The following is a 16194-nucleotide window of genomic DNA, read 5'->3' as shown; positions in this document are numbered from 1 at the left end:
CTTACTCAGAAGTGGTCAGGGCATGCGGCATGCCCTGGCGTTGGGATGTGCCGGTTGCACCGGCTTGTGCCACTTGGGCTTGCGGAACGGGGTGACGCAGCAGGAAGTAAGACAGGGCAGGAATCAGCACCAGCGCGCCGAGCATGTTCCACAGGAACATGAAGGTCAGCAGGATGCCCATGTCGGCCTGGAACTTGATCGGCGACCAGACCCAGCACACCACGCCGGCCGCCAGGGTGATGCCCACCAGGCCCACGACCCGGCCGGTAAACGACACGGCGTTGCGGTAAGCCTGAGACAGCGGCAGGCCCTGGCGCTGGTAATGCAACTGCACGCTGAGCAGGTACAACGCGTAATCCACGCCGATGCCCACGCCCAATGCGATCACCGGCAGGGTTGCGACCTTCACGCCAATGCCCATGACCACCATCAACGCTTCGCAGAGGATCGACGTCAGCACCAGTGGCAACAGGGCGACCAGGGTCGCGCGCCAACTGCGGAAGGTGATCAGGCAGAACAGCGTCACCGCCGCATAGACGTAAAGCAGCATGGTGCGATTGGCCTCGCGCACCACAATGTTGGTCGCCGCCTCAATCCCGGCCGACCCGGCCGCCAGCAGAAACTGGCGATCTTCGCTGTTGTTCTCCCGGGCGAATTTTTCGGCGATGCCCACCACGGCATCCAGCGTCTCGGCCTTGTGGTCCTTGAGGAAAGTGATCACCGGCATCAGCGAACAATCGGTGTTGAACAACTCCGGGGAGTTGACCGAGGCTTGCTGCGCGGCGTAGTTCAGCACGTCCTGATTGCGCTGGATGCTGTTGAGCTTGGGGTTGCCTTCATAAGTGCCGGCGGTGATTTGGCGCACCGCATTGACCAGCGAAGCCGTCGCCTGTACGCCCGGATACTGCTGCAGCTCCCAGGCCAGTCGGTCGGCGAGAATCAATGTCTTGTAGTTCAGACAGCCTTCCGGTGCGGTCTTGATCATCACCGCGAACAGGTCGCTGGACAGCGCGTAGTGGCTGGTGATGTAGGCGTTGTCACGGTTGTAGCGCGAGTCGGCACGCAACTCCGGTGCGCCACTTTCCAGATCGCCGATCTTCAGTTGCAGGCTGACCATGAAGCCGCCGATGCCCATCAGCACCGCGACCAATACCGCGCCCGTGGCCCATTTGGCCGTGGTGAAGCGGTCGAGCAAGTCCCACAGTTTGCCGAAGCCTTTGTGCCCTTCTGCGCGCGTGTCGATTTTCAGCGCACGCTCGGCAGCCCTGGCGCCGACGCCGACATAAGACAGCGCCACCGGCATCAGCAATAGCGAGGTGAAAATCAGCACCGCTACGCCGATACTGGCAGTGATCGCCAGGTCTCGGATCACCGGAATATCGATCAGCATCAGCACCGCGAATCCAACGGCGTCGGCCAGCAGCGCCGTGACGCCGGCAATGAACAGACGGCGGAAGGTGTAGCGTGCGGCGATCAGCTTATGGGTGCCACGGGCGATGTCTTGCATGATCCCGTTCATCTTCTGCGCCGCATGGGACACACCGATGGCGAAAATCAGAAAAGGCACCAGCACCGAGTATGGGTCGATGGCATAACCGAGCCAGGCGACGATGCCGAGTTGCCAGACCACCGCGATCAACGAGCAGCCGACCACCAGCAAGGTGCTGCGAACGCATCGGGTGTAGGCGTAAATGATGATCAGCGAAGTGACGACGGCCAGGCCGAAGAACATCATCACCTGAATCAGCCCGTCGATCAGGTCGCCCATCAGTTTGGCGAAACCGATCACCCGGACTTTGTACTGGCCCTTGCCCTCCTCCCCGGCTTTGCGTGCAGCACTGTCACCGGTGAATTCGATCTTGTCGCGCAACTGCTCTTCGAGCATCTGCGAAAAGGTGTGGTAGTCGATGCGCTGACCGCTGGCCGTGGCCTTGTCCAGAAGCGGCACGATCAGCATGCTCGATTTGTAGTCGCTGGCCACCAGGCTGCCGACGATACCGGCACGGGAAATGTTCTGGCGCAGCTGTTCTATTTGCTCAGGCTTGCCCTCATAGGTATCGGGCATCACCGGGCCACCCTGGAAACCTTCCTCGGTGACTTCGGTCCAGCGCACCGCCGGGCTCCACAACGACTTCATCCAGGCGCGGTCGACGCCTTCGGTGAGGAACAATTTGTCATTGACCTGCTTGAGCACGTCCAAGTAGCCGGGGTCGAAAATATCGCCCTGAGTGTTCTCCACCACCACCCGCACCGAGTTGCCCAAACCGCGCAACGACTGGCGGTTTTCCAGGAAGTTCTGGATGTACGGCTGACTCTGCGGAATCATTTTTTCGAAGCTTGGACGCAGCTCCAGGCGCGTCGCGGCCATGTAGCCCAGCACCACGGTGGCCAGCGCCATCAGCAGCATGAACAGCGGACGGTAGTTGAACACTAGCCGCTCCAGCCGATTGCCGGATTGGCGGTCGAAGTCACGCAGATCGCGGATCACCGGCATGGTTTCTTGTTTGGTATGGCCCATGTCTGGGTTCTCGCTCTAAGGGTTCGAGGGCTTATTCAACGGACAGCGTCCGTGCACCACGGCTGCCAACCACCACCAGCGCACCGTCGGCGGCGCGGGTGACGCCCGTCACTGGGACCGGCTCGGCTTGCTGCACCCAGTGCATTTGCGCACCGGCGCCCTGGCTCACCAGCATCTGCCCGCCCTGAGTAAACAAGCGGTAATCACCCTGCGCATCGACGATGCCGGCGGTGATGCTGACGTGCAGGCCACTGTCCAGCGGCGTCCAGCTGAAACCGCCATCGGTGCTGCGCAGCACATTGCCGCGCAAGCCGTAGACGAGCGCTTCCCCAGGTTTGCCGAGCACACCGAAAAAGCTGCCCTGATAAGGTGTCTGCATGGCGGCGAAGCGCTGTTTTGCGTCATCCCATTTGAGCAACAAGCCCTGCTCGCCGGCGATGTACAGCGCATCGCCGGTGGAGGCGATGGCGTTGAGGTGAAAACCCTGCGGGTTGTCGGTGCGGTCCTGGAACGGGGTCCAGCTCTGGCCGCCATCCTCGGTGCGCAGGATCAAGTTGAACACCCCAACCACATAGCCGAGGCGCTCGTTGGCGAACCAGACATCGAGCAAGGGTTTGTCGGCGCCCTGCGCCACCAGGCGCTCACCTTCGGCGACCAGCAGCGGCCATTGTTCGTTGCCAGGTTCTGCACGGGCCAATGCCTGGTAATGCTTGACCAGCAAGGCCCCGATCTCGCGGCCGTCCAGTTGCTTGCGCCAGGTCGCCCCCGCGTCGTTGCTGTGCAACACCACGCCATCGTTACCCACCGCCCAGCCCTGGGTGGTGGTCGGAAAACTCACCGCAGTAAGGTCGGCACTAGTCGGCACAGCGGCCTGCTGCCAGTGCTGACCGGAATCATCGGAAAACAGAATATGGCCACGCTGGCCGACGGCGATCACGCGCTCACCGGCGCGGGCCATACCGGACAACGGACTGTTGACGGCCAAGGTGCTGACCCTGACAGGCAGGTCCAGCACATCGACGTAGTCGGCTGCGTGGGTGATGCCCTGCAACACGCCGAGCACAACGCCCAACGCCAGCTGCAAACAATTTTTATACGAACACATACCGCGTCCTCTTCGGAAAACCGCGCCGGGACACACGTCCGTGTGCCTGACGTTGAAACCTGGCGCCCGCTCGCTCCCACCGCCTCGTGAGCAGTGAGTCGAGCGGGCGTTTTTGCGGTTGGCTCAGCGAATACCGGCGCCGGCCAGGGACTCCGACGACCACTGCGCCTTGGAGAGCGGGTCGATGTACTTGATACCGCCGTAAGGGCCGACCACACCGTTGATGTTGTACGTGCCGCCGACCAGGTCGTAGATCATGAACGGCGTGGAGTCCGGCACCTGCTTGTCATAGCTCTGGCTGAGGAAGGCGAAGGAACCGCGATAGAGCTGGCCACGGGCGTCGTATTGATCCGAAGCCAGAGCGGTCCAGCTGTCTTCGTCGAGGTAGAAGCGGCGCTTGGCGTAGATGTGGCGAGCACCGGACTTGAGGGTGCCTTCGACGACCCACACGCGGTGTTTTTCCCAGCGCACGAAGTCCGGCGCGAGGTGATTGGCGGTGGTCAGCGACTTCGGATCCTGGACGTAGGTCAGCTTGTAGGTGTTGTAGGGCACGATCATTTCCTGCTTGCCCACCAACTTCCAGTCATAGCGATCCAGCGCCCCGTTGAACACGAACACGTCATCGTAGGTGCCCGCGCCGGCGGTGCCAGGGTTCGGCGTGTCGTAGGCCAGGTTCGGCGCCAGTTTCACCCGACGCTGGCCCGGCAAGTACTGCCAGGCGCGACGTGGTTGCTGCAACGGGTTGGCGGCGTCCTTGAGCATGATCGCTTCACCGGCCCGGCGCGCTGGGCCGGTGTAAGAGAGCTTCATCTGGTAGTACACATCGGCGCTGCTGATCGGCTGCGTCAGGTTTTCGTAGATCGGATAGGAAATAAACGCCTGCCCGGTGATCGCCAGGCTCGCAATACCAGCGGAATCGACGTTCCACGAGTCGTACTTGGTGTTGATGCTCACGCCCTGATAACGCAACAGGAAGTTCCACATCGCTTCGTTGCCCGACTGCGGGATCGGGAACGGTGCGCCCGGCAGCACGTTGTCGATGGCCAGTCCACCTTCGAGCGACTTGGCGCCGCTGGCGTTCTTCACGCCGTTATCCAGGATGGCTTGGGGCAGCGAGACAGTGCGGTGAGTCGGGAACACATCGACACGGAAAGTCGGGAAGCGCTTGGCCAGTTCGACCGTGGTGGCGCTGAGCATATTCTTGTACTGATCGACGTTCTTGCCATCGATCACCAGCAGCGGTTTTTCGTTGGCGAACGGGTCCGGACGCATGCTGTCGCCGGCTTTGAAACTGGCCGGCGGCGTGGTCAGGCCACCGCTGTAGGCGGGGATGGAACCATCAGCGTTCCCGGCCTTTTCGGCGCCCACCAGGGTCAGGCTACTGCCCAGTTTGGCAGCGTCCTGAGTTGAAACAGCGGCCTGTGCCTGGGTGGCAAGGACCATGGCCAGCGACGCGGCCAACACGGTTTTTGCGAATTTCATCTTGTTATTCTCCTGCTTGCATTGAGCAAATCAGTGGTGCATCAAAAAGTGGTTTTCATCGTCAGGTAAACGGCGCCACGGTCCTCAGTCGTGGCCCCTCCACCGGAGAAGGCCGAGTAGCCACCGCCGTAACAGGCGTAGTTTTCATTGCCGCTAAAGGCATTGGGTGTGGAGCCGTCGCCGCTGCCGGCATTGGCCGCGCCGGTACTCAGACCGCTGGTGTCGCACTTGTCGGTCTTGCCGAAGGAGTCCACGTACTTCAGATCAACGAAGTATTTGTTGTACACAACGGCCCCGAGGCCGATGGCGTAGTTACCGGTGTCTTTGGCACCGCCACCGGACACTGGCGACACTCCGGCAAGGCCCACGTTGATGGACATCGGTGCGTTGAGGTCGACGCCGGGAAACACCTGGTACCAAGTCGGTGTGAAGTTGACCGCGATGCCCCAGTTGTCCCGGGTCGGCTGGTCGATGCCGCGATAGGTGTCCTTGCCCTTGTAGAGCGCCTCGTTCTTGCTATCGAGCTTGAGCAGGTTGCTGTAATACAGCTCGCCCAGCAGCGTCGCCGAATCGAACACCGGCGTTTTAGCAATGGTCATCAGACCGTTGAGCGTCCAGTGCAAGGTGTCGCCGGTGGCGGCCATGCTGTCGCCTTTCTCCGGGGTGTCGTAGACCACACCGGTGGCAGCCGTACGCGCCGGCAACAGGCCAAGACCCGCGCCCAGGCCTAGCGGACTGTTAGTGCTGACAATCGCCGGAATACTGGCCAGCGGCATGTTGTGACGAATGTTCAGGTCCGAACCCACACTCACCCCGCCCACATCCTTGGACAGGCTCAGGCCAACGATCTTGATGTTGTCGGCATAGGCCATTTGATAGGTGGCGGTGCTCAGCGAGTTGAGCGTATTGACCACCGCAGGCACTTGCCCTGCCGGCGGGGTGCCGTTGGGGTTGGCCGAACTCAGGCCTCTGGCATCCAGCCAGGCTTGCGGCAGGATTTCCGAGGTTTCGCGGTAGTAAACGCCGAGGGTGCCATCCAGCCAGGCCGGCGACCACTTGGCCATAACACCCCAGTCACCGCGCTTGTCCGGCGTCAGGTCATGCCCGCGACGCACGTTGGTCAAGCCGTTGCACGGCGCCAGGCCACAACCCAGCGGACTGCCTGGCACCACGCCATTGGTGTTGCCCAGCAGGAACGACTGCGCACCGAAACCGACCAGATCGGAACCACCGTAATAAGTGCCGGCTTCCGGCAGGCGCGCGGCATCCCAATCGAGGAAATACTGGGCGCCCACGGTCAACTCGGGATTGACGGTAAACGACATCGACAGCTGATTGCGCGGAACGAACAGTTCCTTGGCTTCGGTACCGGGCGAGGCGGCCAGTTTGGCCAGGTCCAGTCCCGATTGGCCGTAACTGATCGAGTGCACCGGGTTGAGAATGGTCTCGCCCCAGAACACGTTGTGCTGTCCGGCCTTGACGCTCAGCAGCGACTCCTCGCCCACTTCGGTGCTGTAGAACACGAAGGCATCGAGGATTTCGCCGGACGGACCGGTGTAGTAACGCTGGGCATAGTTGCTCAGGTGCGGGCTGCCGTTGCCGACGTTGTCGCCGGTGACCCCGGCCAGGCGCGGATCGTTGGCGACCAGCCCCGACCTTGCGTCGTTGCCGTTGACGAACGGGTTGGAATTGGAACCGGTGTTCTCGTAGGCCTTGTCGTACCAACTGGCGGCGCTGACACGAAAACCCATGTGGTTCTGGTAGACGACATCCATCTCGGTCAACAGGTCAACACGGTTGGTGATGTTGGTCCCGGCTTTGCGGAAGTTGTAGTCGCCGTCGTTGTTGTTCGGCGTTGCCAGCATGCGTTTGTCAGCGCTTTCGGTGCGCACGCCGTAGTTGTACTTCACGGTGTTATCAAGACGCACGGTCCAGTCCGGGTTACCGGTGTCGAGCTCGACCGCCTGCGCGACCGGCACAGCGGCGACCAGAATGGCCGAGGCCAGCAAGGTGTAACGCGAGGGTGCGAACCCGTGACTCTTATTGTTGTGCATTGCGTTGTCTCCGCCTTTTTGTATTTGTTTTAAGCGCAGCCGCCCTCGCGCAACCCCTTGTGCCAGGGGTTTACGTTTTCAGGAGTGAGGGCAAATACCGGATGGCGCGGGCCAACCGGCGCCTGAATTAGCGGTCCAGTTCGAGGATGAGTGCTTCGGCGTGTGGCCAGCGCCCATACCCGGCAGCAGGATTGAGATGACCGACTTCGCCGAGATTGAGCAGTTCGCTGCCCCAGCCTTCGGCCATGCGCGTGGCGGCATCCAGGCTGGCGAGGTGGTCGTTGGTACTGGCGGCCACCAGACTGCGGAACGGCAACCGGCCTTTGGGTAGAGGGTCCCAACCCTGGGTACGCAGGGTTTCAGCGGAGGGGTAGCCTTGCGGCCATTGGGCATCAAGGTCCGGCGGAGCGGCCAGCAGCGCGCCTTTGATCGGCCGACTGTGCCGGGCAGCCCAGTGCGCAACCATCAACACGCCGGCGCTGTGAGCGACCAGAATCACCGGCCCGTCGATCTGTTCCAATTCATGCTGAATCGCTTCGACCCGCTTGGCACAATCGAGTTTGTCGGTGTCCAGAGGCGGCACACTGCGCACTTTGCACAGCCTGGTTTCCAGCAACGTTTGCCAATGTTCGGCAACGTGCTCGCGCAGACCCGGTACGATCAGAACGGTTGCGGCAGTTTGCAGTTTGTCCACTTCAACACCTTCGCTTTCTCGATGACTCGACTGGCTCTATCGCCAGGGGCTTTTTGTAGGACTGACATTAAAGAGCGCCCGCCCGAGGCGCTTTTCATTGGACGTCAGGCACTTTTCTTTTCATGACAAATTTCCAGGTGTTGGCGCGCCGCGACCATTGGTCGAATATCCCCGCAGGTTCTCTACAGCTCACTGTAATCAATGGGTGAGCGTCGATTGCTGCACAACGACGGTGTGATTTTGGACAGCATTGGGCGAGCGCCCTCGACAACGTCACAACTGTTCAATTGTTGATGTGCTGGATATAGTCGCCACGCAAATTTGAATCGCAACCGGCCCAGGAAAGACCTTCGCATGCCCAAGCTTGTTCGCGCCGCCGTCTTGACCAACTACCTGGAGGTCACTCAGTACCTGGGGTTCAACCCGCGTGATGTACTGGCCGGCGTCGGCTTGAGCAAAGCCAAGCTGCAAGCCCCTGAACATCGCATTCCCATCGATGCCGCCGTGCGTCTGCTGGAGGACTCGGCCGCCGCCAGTGGCTGCCAGAGTTTCGGCCTGAGCATGGCCGAGTCGCGCCAACTCTCGGACTTCGGCGTGGTCAGTCTGCTGCTCAGCCACCAGCGTACGCTGCGTGATACGTTGCAAGTGTTGGTGCACTACCGGCATCTGATGAACGATTCGCTGGCCCTCTTCATCGAGGAGGCGGGCAAGATGGTGATCATTCGCGAAGAGGTGGTCACCGAATCGCCGATGCCCTGCCGACAAGCCAATGAACTGGCCATCGGCGTGATGTTCCGCCTGTGTGCCGCCCTGCTCGGCGCACACTGGCATCCCTACAGTGTCAACTTCACGCACCAGCCGCCCGACAACCTGCAACTGCATCGCCGTCTGTTCGGCTGCAAGCTGGAATTCGGCAGCGAGTTCAATGGCATTGTCTGTCCCAATGCCAGCCTCGACATGACCAACCCCCATGCCGACCCGGCCATGGCGCGCTACGCCCAGAGTTACCTCGACTCGCTGCTGAACCACGAAGGCCCTTCGATGCTGTTCGAGGTGCGCAAAGCCATCTACCTGTTGTTGCCGATGGGACGCGCCACCATCGAGCAGATCGCCCAGACCCAGGGCATGAACGTTCGGACCCTGCAGCGCCGCCTCAAAGACGACGGCTGCGCCTTCAACGACCTGATCAACGACGTGCGCCGCGACCTGGTGCTGCGCTACCTGGAAAACCCGAATTACTCGTTGGGCCGGATCGCCGACATGCTCGGCTACTCCATGGCGAGTTCCTTCACACGCTGGTTCATCACCCAGTTCGGTATGCCGCCGGCCGCTTGGCGCAGCGCGCAAAAACAACCCAAGGCACCCAGCGAACCAAGCGCCCTGCCCGGCTCCACGGAACCCTGGGTTGACTGATACACCGCGTTGCATGGTTTACGACTGCTACGCAGCCGGACGCAGCCTCGCAGGCTCGGCAGCTGCTACAGGGTTTTACCCCCCAAAAAAAAGCGGCGACTGCTGGTACAGTCGCCGCAAAAGAACCGGTGTTTATGACACCGGCCGGGAGCCCCACTGCGACTAGGAGTCGACCGCAGTGCAGCTCTGTAGCAGCTGCCGAGCCTGCGAGGCTGCGTCCGGCTGCGTAGCAGTCGTAAAACCATGCAGCTCGGTGTGTCAGTCAACCCGCGCATACCGGATTTGCGAGGACTTCGTCCTCGAACGCAGGCTTCGCCAGCTGCTACAAAAGATGCGTCTCGGTCGGTATTCGTGACCGGACTTAGAGACCCCAACGCAGCAACAACAGCACCAGCACGACAAGGAACACCGTCTCCCCCACCATCAACAGGATCGGCTTGATGCCCACCGCCGCCAGCTCCTTGAGCTGGGTCTTCATACCCAAGGCGCTGATGGAAACCACCAGGCACCAGCGCGACAATTCATTGACCGATCCCTGCACCGCCGGGGCCACCCATCCGGTGCTGTTGATACAGGCCAGAATCAGAAATCCGACGGCGAACCATGGCAGCAGCGGCGGTCGTTTTCCGGTCGGGTCGGCGCCCTGCATGCGGGTAATCATGGCGGCGCAGACGATCACCGGCAGCAGCATGGCGACCCGCATCAGCTTGACCACCGTGGCCGTATCGCCGGTTTCGGTCGACATGCTGTAACCGGCACCGACGACCTGGGCGACATCGTGGATGGTCGCCCCCAAGAACACGCCCGCCACTTGTGGCGACAACGACAGCCAGTTGGCAATCATCGGGTACACGATCATCGCCAAAGTCGACAGTGCCGACACCCCGATTACCGTGAATAACGTCGCGCGTTCTTTCTGCGGATGGTTCGGCAATGCCGCCGCCAGCGCCAACGCCGCCGACGCACCACAAATCGCGGTGGCGCCACCGGTGAGCATGCCGAACAAACGCTGGAATCCCATTGCCTTGGCTGCGATCACTGAAGCGCCGATGGTCACCACCACCAGAATCACCACCAGCGCCACAGGCTTCCAGCCCAGCGCGGCAATCTGTTCGAGGGTGATGCGCATGCCCAGCAAGGCCACGCCGATGCGCAACACCGTGCGCGCCGTGAACTCGATGCCGGCCTTACAGGCACCGTCACCGGCCAGGAAGTTCAGCGCCATGCCCAACAGCAAGGCAAACAACATCACCGGCGCGCCGTAGTGCTCGGACAAAAAGGACGCTGCGGCAGCAACGATCAAGCTGACGACAAAACCTGGCGCCAGTTCGCGCGTTCGGCTGTGGATACGGGTGAGAGCGATGGCGCTCATGGCGCGGCCTCCTCGGGAACGATGACGATGAACGCCTGGCCGTCGATGATCTCGACCGGGTAGTTGGCGACTTTGACAGCAGTGGAATTGAGCAAGTAACCGCTGCGCAGATCGAAGCGCAGGCCGTGGGCGCAGCATTGAATCACCCGCCCCTCAAGGCGTCCGCCACACAGCGAGGCGCCCTGGTGCGGGCAACTGTCGTCGATGGCGAACACGTCACCTTCGACGTTGAATAACGCCAGGCTTTTGTCATCGAATTCGAACAGTGCACGAGCGCCCGCCTGCGGGAGTTTTCCGGCAGGCACAGGGATACGCCGGTTCATGCAGGTTGCCGCTCGAGTTCACTTTCTTTCAGTGCCTGGCTCATGGCCCCGAGCAATGCCTGAGCAGGTTGTGCACCGATCACCGTCATGCGACGGTCGAACTGAAAGCTCGGCACGCCACTGGTCGCGCCGGGGAAGCCGTCGAATGGCGTGGCGTCGCCCTTCAGGCAATCGAGCACCACGTCCGTATCGACGCCGCAGGAGCGGGCAATGGTAAGCAAGGTCTCGCGGCATCCCAGGTTTTCGCGTCTGCGGAAATAAGCGGTGAACAGCCGTTCGAGCAACATTTCACGCTGAGTAGCATTGCCCAGTACGCTGACTCGTTCGAACAAACGGTGGGCGTCTGCGGTGTTGGGCATCGTCTCGATGTGGCTGAGGTCGAGGGTCAGTCCAACCGCCGCGGCAGCCTGCTGTACCTGGGCTTGGCGCATGGTCATAGCGTCGGCATTGCCCAGGCGTTTGCGGTAGAAATCGGCGAAGGGCTCACCTTGTACCGGCAACTGAGGCAGCAACTGCACGCCATGCCACACCGTGGTGATCTGCACATCCGGGTGGCGACTGCGAAACTGTACCTGCGCATGTTCCAGTTGACGCTTGCCGATCAGGCACCAGGGACAGATGAAATCGAAGAACACATCAATACGTAAACGACCACTCACAACTTCACCTCTAACACCGCTTTGCTCATCGAATCGTGGACTTGCTCGCCCTTAAGCCGGGCAATGTCCTTGTGGTAATGACACTTGGCATAAAAGAACACGGCCGCTGCCGCGAGGCTGACCAGCGGCACTAATTGAAAAGCAGCCTGCAAGCCAATGAGGTCGGACACCTTGCCGGTGATGAACGGCCCAGGCGCCAGCCCCAACATGTTGTTGGCCAGGGTCAGCGTGGCGAAGGCCGTGCCGTGGACCGAGTAATGGGTCAGGTTGGCAACCATCGCTCCGCAAGGGCCGGTCGTGCCGGCGGCAATCAACATGCCCAGGCAGATCAGCGCCAATTGCACAGGCCCTGGTGGCAGTGCGAACGCCGCCGACAACAGCAGGCAACTGCCCAGGCAATAGGCGATGGCCAAGGCAACTTTGCGCTCCGGCGAATGGCGCGACAGTCGATCGCTGAGCATGCCGCACAGGATCATCCCTGCACCGCTGCACAGCACGATGATCGCCGCGACGCCGCCCGCCTTGTCCGTGGCCATGTCGTAATAACGATTGAGGTAACTGGGCATCCACACAATGACGGTGCCGCCAACGAACAGTTGCAAGCCACTGCCGATGTAGGCAGCGATCACCGAGCGGCTGGAAAACAGCGTACGCAACGGACGCTTGACCGCTGCCGCCGCCTTGTTCGCCGCCAGGGAGGCACGTTGCGGAGCAATGCGTGCTTCCTTGACGATGACCGGGTAAAGCACCGCCAGCAGCAGGCCGAACAGCGACATGCCGGCGAACGACCAGCGCCAGCCAAGCTTGGCGGCGATTGCACCGCCCAGCGCCATACCCAATACCGAACCGAACATACCGCCCGCCATGAAGGCACTGGCCAGCGTTGCACGCAGGTGTTTGGGAAACACCGAAATCACTACCGCGATGCCGACGCTGCCGTACGCCGCTTCGCCGACGCCGACCATGAACCGTGCAATGAACATCTGCTGATAGTCCTGCGCCACTGCGCAGCCCAGCGTCGCCAGACTCCACAGCAAGGCCATCAGCGCCAGGCTCTTGACCCGGCCAAAGCGATCCGCCAGCAATGACAAGGGAAATGTCAGCAGCCCCACCATCAAGGCGACAATGCCACTGAGCAGACCGAGCTGACCGTCGCTCAGGGCCCATTCGCCCTTGAGCATCGGGAACACTGCGTTCAGCACCTGGCGCGACATGTAATCGGAAATCAACAGCCCGAACGTCAGTGCGAAGACGATCCAGGCATACGGACGCGCAACACCGACAGCACAGTCGTCATCGTCTGCGGCGATTGGGTGAAAGGCCATGCAGCCTCCTCAAAGCTTCGTTTTATTGTTGTTATCAAGCGTGTTGCAGTGCAGCGAGCGGGAGGTCATTGCCCCCCGCTTCGTCTGCCGATCAGCCGCGTTGCGGCACACCTTTCTGCCCAGCCATGCGGTTGGGGGCCATGCCATTGGCCAGCAAGGTTTCTTCGATGCTTTGGTACTGCACACCGATGCGGTAGATCTCGCGGGCTTCTTTGCCCGTGGCGATTTCGCGACCCAGTTCATGAGCGATGCGCACGGTCTGCTTGATCTGCGCAACCGAGCCGAAACGATCGCCCTTGTGATCAATAATAGTGTCTTCATTGCCCACGCGCGGGTGCATACCCATGGCCATCGACATGGTGTTGAACGGCATGACGTTCTTGAGCAGCGACTCGGAGGTCAGGGTGCAACCGTCCGGCGCGCGGTGGATGAAGTTGAAGAAGTTGAACGGATTCGGGCCATCGAAACCACCGCCGATGCCGATCCAGGTCAGGTTCAACGGGCCCTTGTAGACGCCCTTGCGCACCAGGCGCTCAAGGGTTTCCATGGCGTGCATGCCGGTCAGTTGGAAGTGCGGCTGGATGCCGTTGTCCATCAGACGCTTGAGGTGTTCGGCGACCCAGGCCGGGCCCGCCGGTACGGTCATTTCGCTGTAGGCGGCCTGATACAGGGGATTGGCCAGGGACGTGCCTTCCAGGTATTCCGGATACAGCAGTTCCATGATGTTCATCTGGGTGGTGTTGATCGCCACCGTGACCTGATCCGGTTTTGGCGTCAGCTCGGCCAGCATGTGGCGCGTATCGTCAGACAGCCACTTGGCGGCTTCGCCATCGCTTTCCGGCGCGAAGGAAATCGAACCACCGACCTGGATGATCATGTCCGGCACGGCTTCACGCACACCGGCGATCAATTCGTTGAACTTGGACAGGCGCTTGGAGCCCTTGCCGTCCAGTTCGCGCACATGCAGGTGCAGAACCGTGGCACCGGCCTCATAACATTCGACCGCTTTTTGCACCTGTTCGTCCATGGTCAGCGGGATGTCTTCGGGGAAGTCTTCCGGCATCCATTCCGGGCCGTACGGGGCCACGGTGATGACCACCTTATCCATGTTTTCCGGGTGCAGGGAATCGTCGAAGAATTGCATGAGTTACTCCTGTTTTTATGATTGTCGCGCCCACCCGGGATCGTGCCGGGCAGACGTCTTTACGAGTGCGAATGCAGAAGGGGTCGATCAGTAAGTCTTGTCGCCGATGATCCCGGCGCGATCCATCTTGCGATGGCACGGCGGGTAATCCATGACGGCGTAATGCTGGGTACTGCGGTTGTCCCAGATCGCGATGCTGTTGGGCTTCCAGCGCCAGCGCACTTGATACTCGGGGATGTACGCTTGGCTGATCAGGTAGCGCAGCAACTCGCTCGCGCCCGGGTTGGCGTCCTGGCCGAAACGCACCCGCTCAGGGGTGTGGTAGTTACTGATGTGAGTGGCGAAGGCGTTGACGAACAGCACCTTTTCCCCGGTTTCCGGGTGGGTGCGCACCACCGGGTGCTCGGCATCCGGATACATCGCCTTGAGCGCCAGACGCTTTTCGATCGGCATGGCCGCACCGAAACTCGCTTCGATGCTGTGGCGGGCGCGCAGGTCGGCAATCTTCACCTTCACGTCTTCCGGCAAGCGCGCATAGGCCTCGACCATGTTGGCCCACATGGTGTCACCGCCCACTGGCGGACACTCCACGCAGCGCAGCACGCAGCCCATCGGCGGGGCCTCACGCCAGGTGGCATCGCTGTGCCAGGAGTTTTCATAGCGGTCCGCCGGCTGGTCCGGGTTCTTGTAGATGCGCACCAGCCCCGGATGATCCGGATCACTGCCCGCCACCGGGTGATCTTCCAGCTCGCCGAAGCGGCGGGCGAAGGCCACGTGCTCGGCGCGGGTGATGTCCTGGTCGCGCAGGAACACCACGCGATGCTTGAGCAATTGCGCACGAATCTCGGCAAACAGGCCATCGTCATGCACCGCGTCGGCAAGGTTGACGCCAATCAGTTCGGCGCCAATGCTGCAGGTCAATTGTTCGACTTTCATGGCAGACGACTCCCTTAAATGACGAAAATCGACGAGCCCGTGGTCTTGCGTGATTCCAGGTCGCGATGGGCCTGGACGGCATCCTGCAAAGCGTAGTGCTGGTTGATCTCGATCTTGATCCGACCGCTGCCGACGTGGTCGAACAACTCGCCCGCCAACGCGGCTTTTTCCGCCGGGTCGGCGATGTAGTCGGCCAGGGCCGGGCGGGTCATGAACAACGAGCCTTTCATCGCCAGCATCACCGGGTCGAAGGCCGGGATCGGACCGGATGCCGTGCCGACGCACACCATCAGGCCGCGGCGCTTGAGCGAATCCAGCGAACCCATGAAGGTGTTCTTGCCGACGCTGTCGAACACCACGTTGACACCGACGCCATCAGTCAGCTCGCGAACGCGCTGGGCGACGTCTTCATGGCTGTAATTGATGACATGGTCGCAGCCATGGGCCCGGGCGATTTCGCCCTTGACCTCGGTGGACACGGTACCGATGACGGTCAGGCCGAGCAGCTTGGCCCACTGCGAAACGATCAGGCCCACACCACCGGCAGCGGCGTGCAACAGAATGCTGTCGCCAGCCTTGAAATCGTAAATGCGCCGCATCAGGTACGACGACGTCAGGCCGCGCATGGTCATGGCCGCGGCGGTCTCGAAACTGATGGTTTCCGGCAGTTTGATCAGCGGCGCGGCCGGGATCAGACGCTCGGTGCTGTAGGCCCCCAATGTATTGAGAAAACCGGTGTAGGTGACGCGATCACCCACGCGGACATTGGTAACCCCCTCGCCGATGGCCTGGACCACTCCGGAGGCTTCAACCCCCATGCCATTGGGCATCGGGATCGGGTAAGTGCCATTGCGAAAGTAGGTGTCGGCATAGTTCAGGCCGACCGCCACATGACGAAGTCGAACCTGGCCTGGACCGGGATCGCCCACTTCGACTTCCTCATAACGGAGGACTTCGGGACCACCGGTTTCGTAGAAGCGTACGGCTTTGGCCATTTTTTCTTATTCTCCAATCTGCAAGATGGGCGTGCTGCGTCGAATTGCGCTGATTGGACTGTAGGACGCCGTCTGACGAGTCGCTTCTCATCAGACGACAATGGCTTTTCATTTCATGACAACTGCCTGGCTGTACGAATCCCGGAAACGAGAAAGCCCGGCGAGTGGGCCTGA

At 61.3% G+C, this 16194-nt stretch carries 13 protein-coding genes; 1 reads left to right on the top strand and 12 read right to left on the bottom strand.

Features of this window, described 5'->3' with window-relative positions; all coding sequences use genetic code 11:
* Position 1: 1 nt before the first annotated feature.
* From ASC74_RS07610 to ASC74_RS07590, 5 genes are all read right to left on the bottom strand, one after another.
* Positions 2–2518 (bottom strand): efflux RND transporter permease subunit, encoded by a 2517-nt coding sequence (locus ASC74_RS07610; protein WP_056740542.1) that lies wholly within the window; start codon positions 2516–2518, stop codon positions 2–4.
* A 31-nt stretch (positions 2519–2549) separates the two neighbouring features.
* Complete coding sequence (locus tag ASC74_RS07605) at positions 2550–3623, bottom strand: WD40/YVTN/BNR-like repeat-containing protein (RefSeq protein WP_056740541.1); 1074 nt, start codon at positions 3621–3623, stop codon at positions 2550–2552.
* Positions 3624–3746: 123 nt separating this feature from the next.
* Positions 3747–5105, bottom strand: a complete 1359-nt coding sequence (locus ASC74_RS07600; RefSeq protein WP_056740537.1) for a DUF1329 domain-containing protein — start codon at positions 5103–5105, stop codon at positions 3747–3749.
* A 41-nt stretch (positions 5106–5146) separates the two neighbouring features.
* Complete coding sequence (locus tag ASC74_RS07595) at positions 5147–7159, bottom strand: DUF1302 domain-containing protein (protein WP_056740535.1); 2013 nt, start codon at positions 7157–7159, stop codon at positions 5147–5149.
* Between the two features lie 127 nt (positions 7160–7286).
* Positions 7287–7853, bottom strand: coding sequence for an RBBP9/YdeN family alpha/beta hydrolase (locus ASC74_RS07590; RefSeq protein ID WP_056740534.1), 567 nt, complete (start codon positions 7851–7853; stop codon positions 7287–7289).
* A 354-nt stretch (positions 7854–8207) separates the two neighbouring features.
* Here ASC74_RS07590 and ASC74_RS07585 point away from each other — a divergent pair, with 354 nt between their 5' ends.
* Positions 8208–9266, top strand: coding sequence for an AraC family transcriptional regulator (locus tag ASC74_RS07585; protein ID WP_056740533.1), 1059 nt, complete (start codon positions 8208–8210; stop codon positions 9264–9266).
* A 361-nt stretch (positions 9267–9627) separates the two neighbouring features.
* Here the strand turns inward: ASC74_RS07585 and ASC74_RS07580 are convergent, their stop codons facing one another.
* The 7 genes from ASC74_RS07580 to ASC74_RS07550 form a co-directional block, all read right to left on the bottom strand.
* Positions 9628–10638: a YeiH family protein gene (locus ASC74_RS07580; RefSeq protein ID WP_056740532.1), complete on the bottom strand. Its 1011-nt coding sequence runs from the start codon at positions 10636–10638 to the stop codon at positions 9628–9630.
* Positions 10635–10961, bottom strand: coding sequence for a Rieske (2Fe-2S) protein (locus ASC74_RS07575; protein ID WP_056740531.1), 327 nt, complete (start codon positions 10959–10961; stop codon positions 10635–10637). Before ASC74_RS07575 ends, ASC74_RS07580 begins: the two co-directional genes overlap by 4 nt.
* Complete coding sequence (locus ASC74_RS07570) at positions 10958–11620, bottom strand: DsbA family oxidoreductase (RefSeq protein ID WP_056740529.1); 663 nt, start codon at positions 11618–11620, stop codon at positions 10958–10960. The genes ASC74_RS07575 and ASC74_RS07570 overlap by 4 nt, the downstream gene beginning before the upstream one ends.
* Entirely contained in the window at positions 11617–12945 is a 1329-nt protein-coding gene (locus tag ASC74_RS07565) for an MFS transporter (RefSeq protein ID WP_056740527.1), read from the bottom strand. Before ASC74_RS07565 ends, ASC74_RS07570 begins: the two co-directional genes overlap by 4 nt.
* Positions 12946–13036: 91 nt before the next feature.
* A complete protein-coding gene (locus ASC74_RS07560; protein WP_056740526.1) occupies positions 13037–14089 on the bottom strand; it encodes a 3-keto-5-aminohexanoate cleavage protein in 1053 nt (350 codons plus the stop codon).
* A gap of 87 nt (positions 14090–14176) precedes the next feature.
* Positions 14177–15025 carry a TauD/TfdA dioxygenase family protein gene (locus tag ASC74_RS07555; protein ID WP_056740525.1) on the bottom strand — a complete coding sequence of 283 codons (849 nt, stop codon included), beginning with the start codon at positions 15023–15025 and terminating at the stop codon, positions 14177–14179.
* A gap of 14 nt (positions 15026–15039) precedes the next feature.
* Positions 15040–16020: a quinone oxidoreductase family protein gene (locus ASC74_RS07550; protein WP_056740523.1), complete on the bottom strand. Its 981-nt coding sequence runs from the start codon at positions 16018–16020 to the stop codon at positions 15040–15042.
* Positions 16021–16194: the final 174 nt, after the last annotated feature.

Origin of the sequence: Pseudomonas sp. Root329, assembly GCF_001424925.1 — a bacterium.
Taxonomy (GTDB): Bacteria; Pseudomonadota; Gammaproteobacteria; order Pseudomonadales; family Pseudomonadaceae; genus Aquipseudomonas; species Aquipseudomonas arabinosi.
Note: the sequence above shows the minus strand (reverse complement) of the source record. Positions and strands in the feature narration are given on the sequence as shown.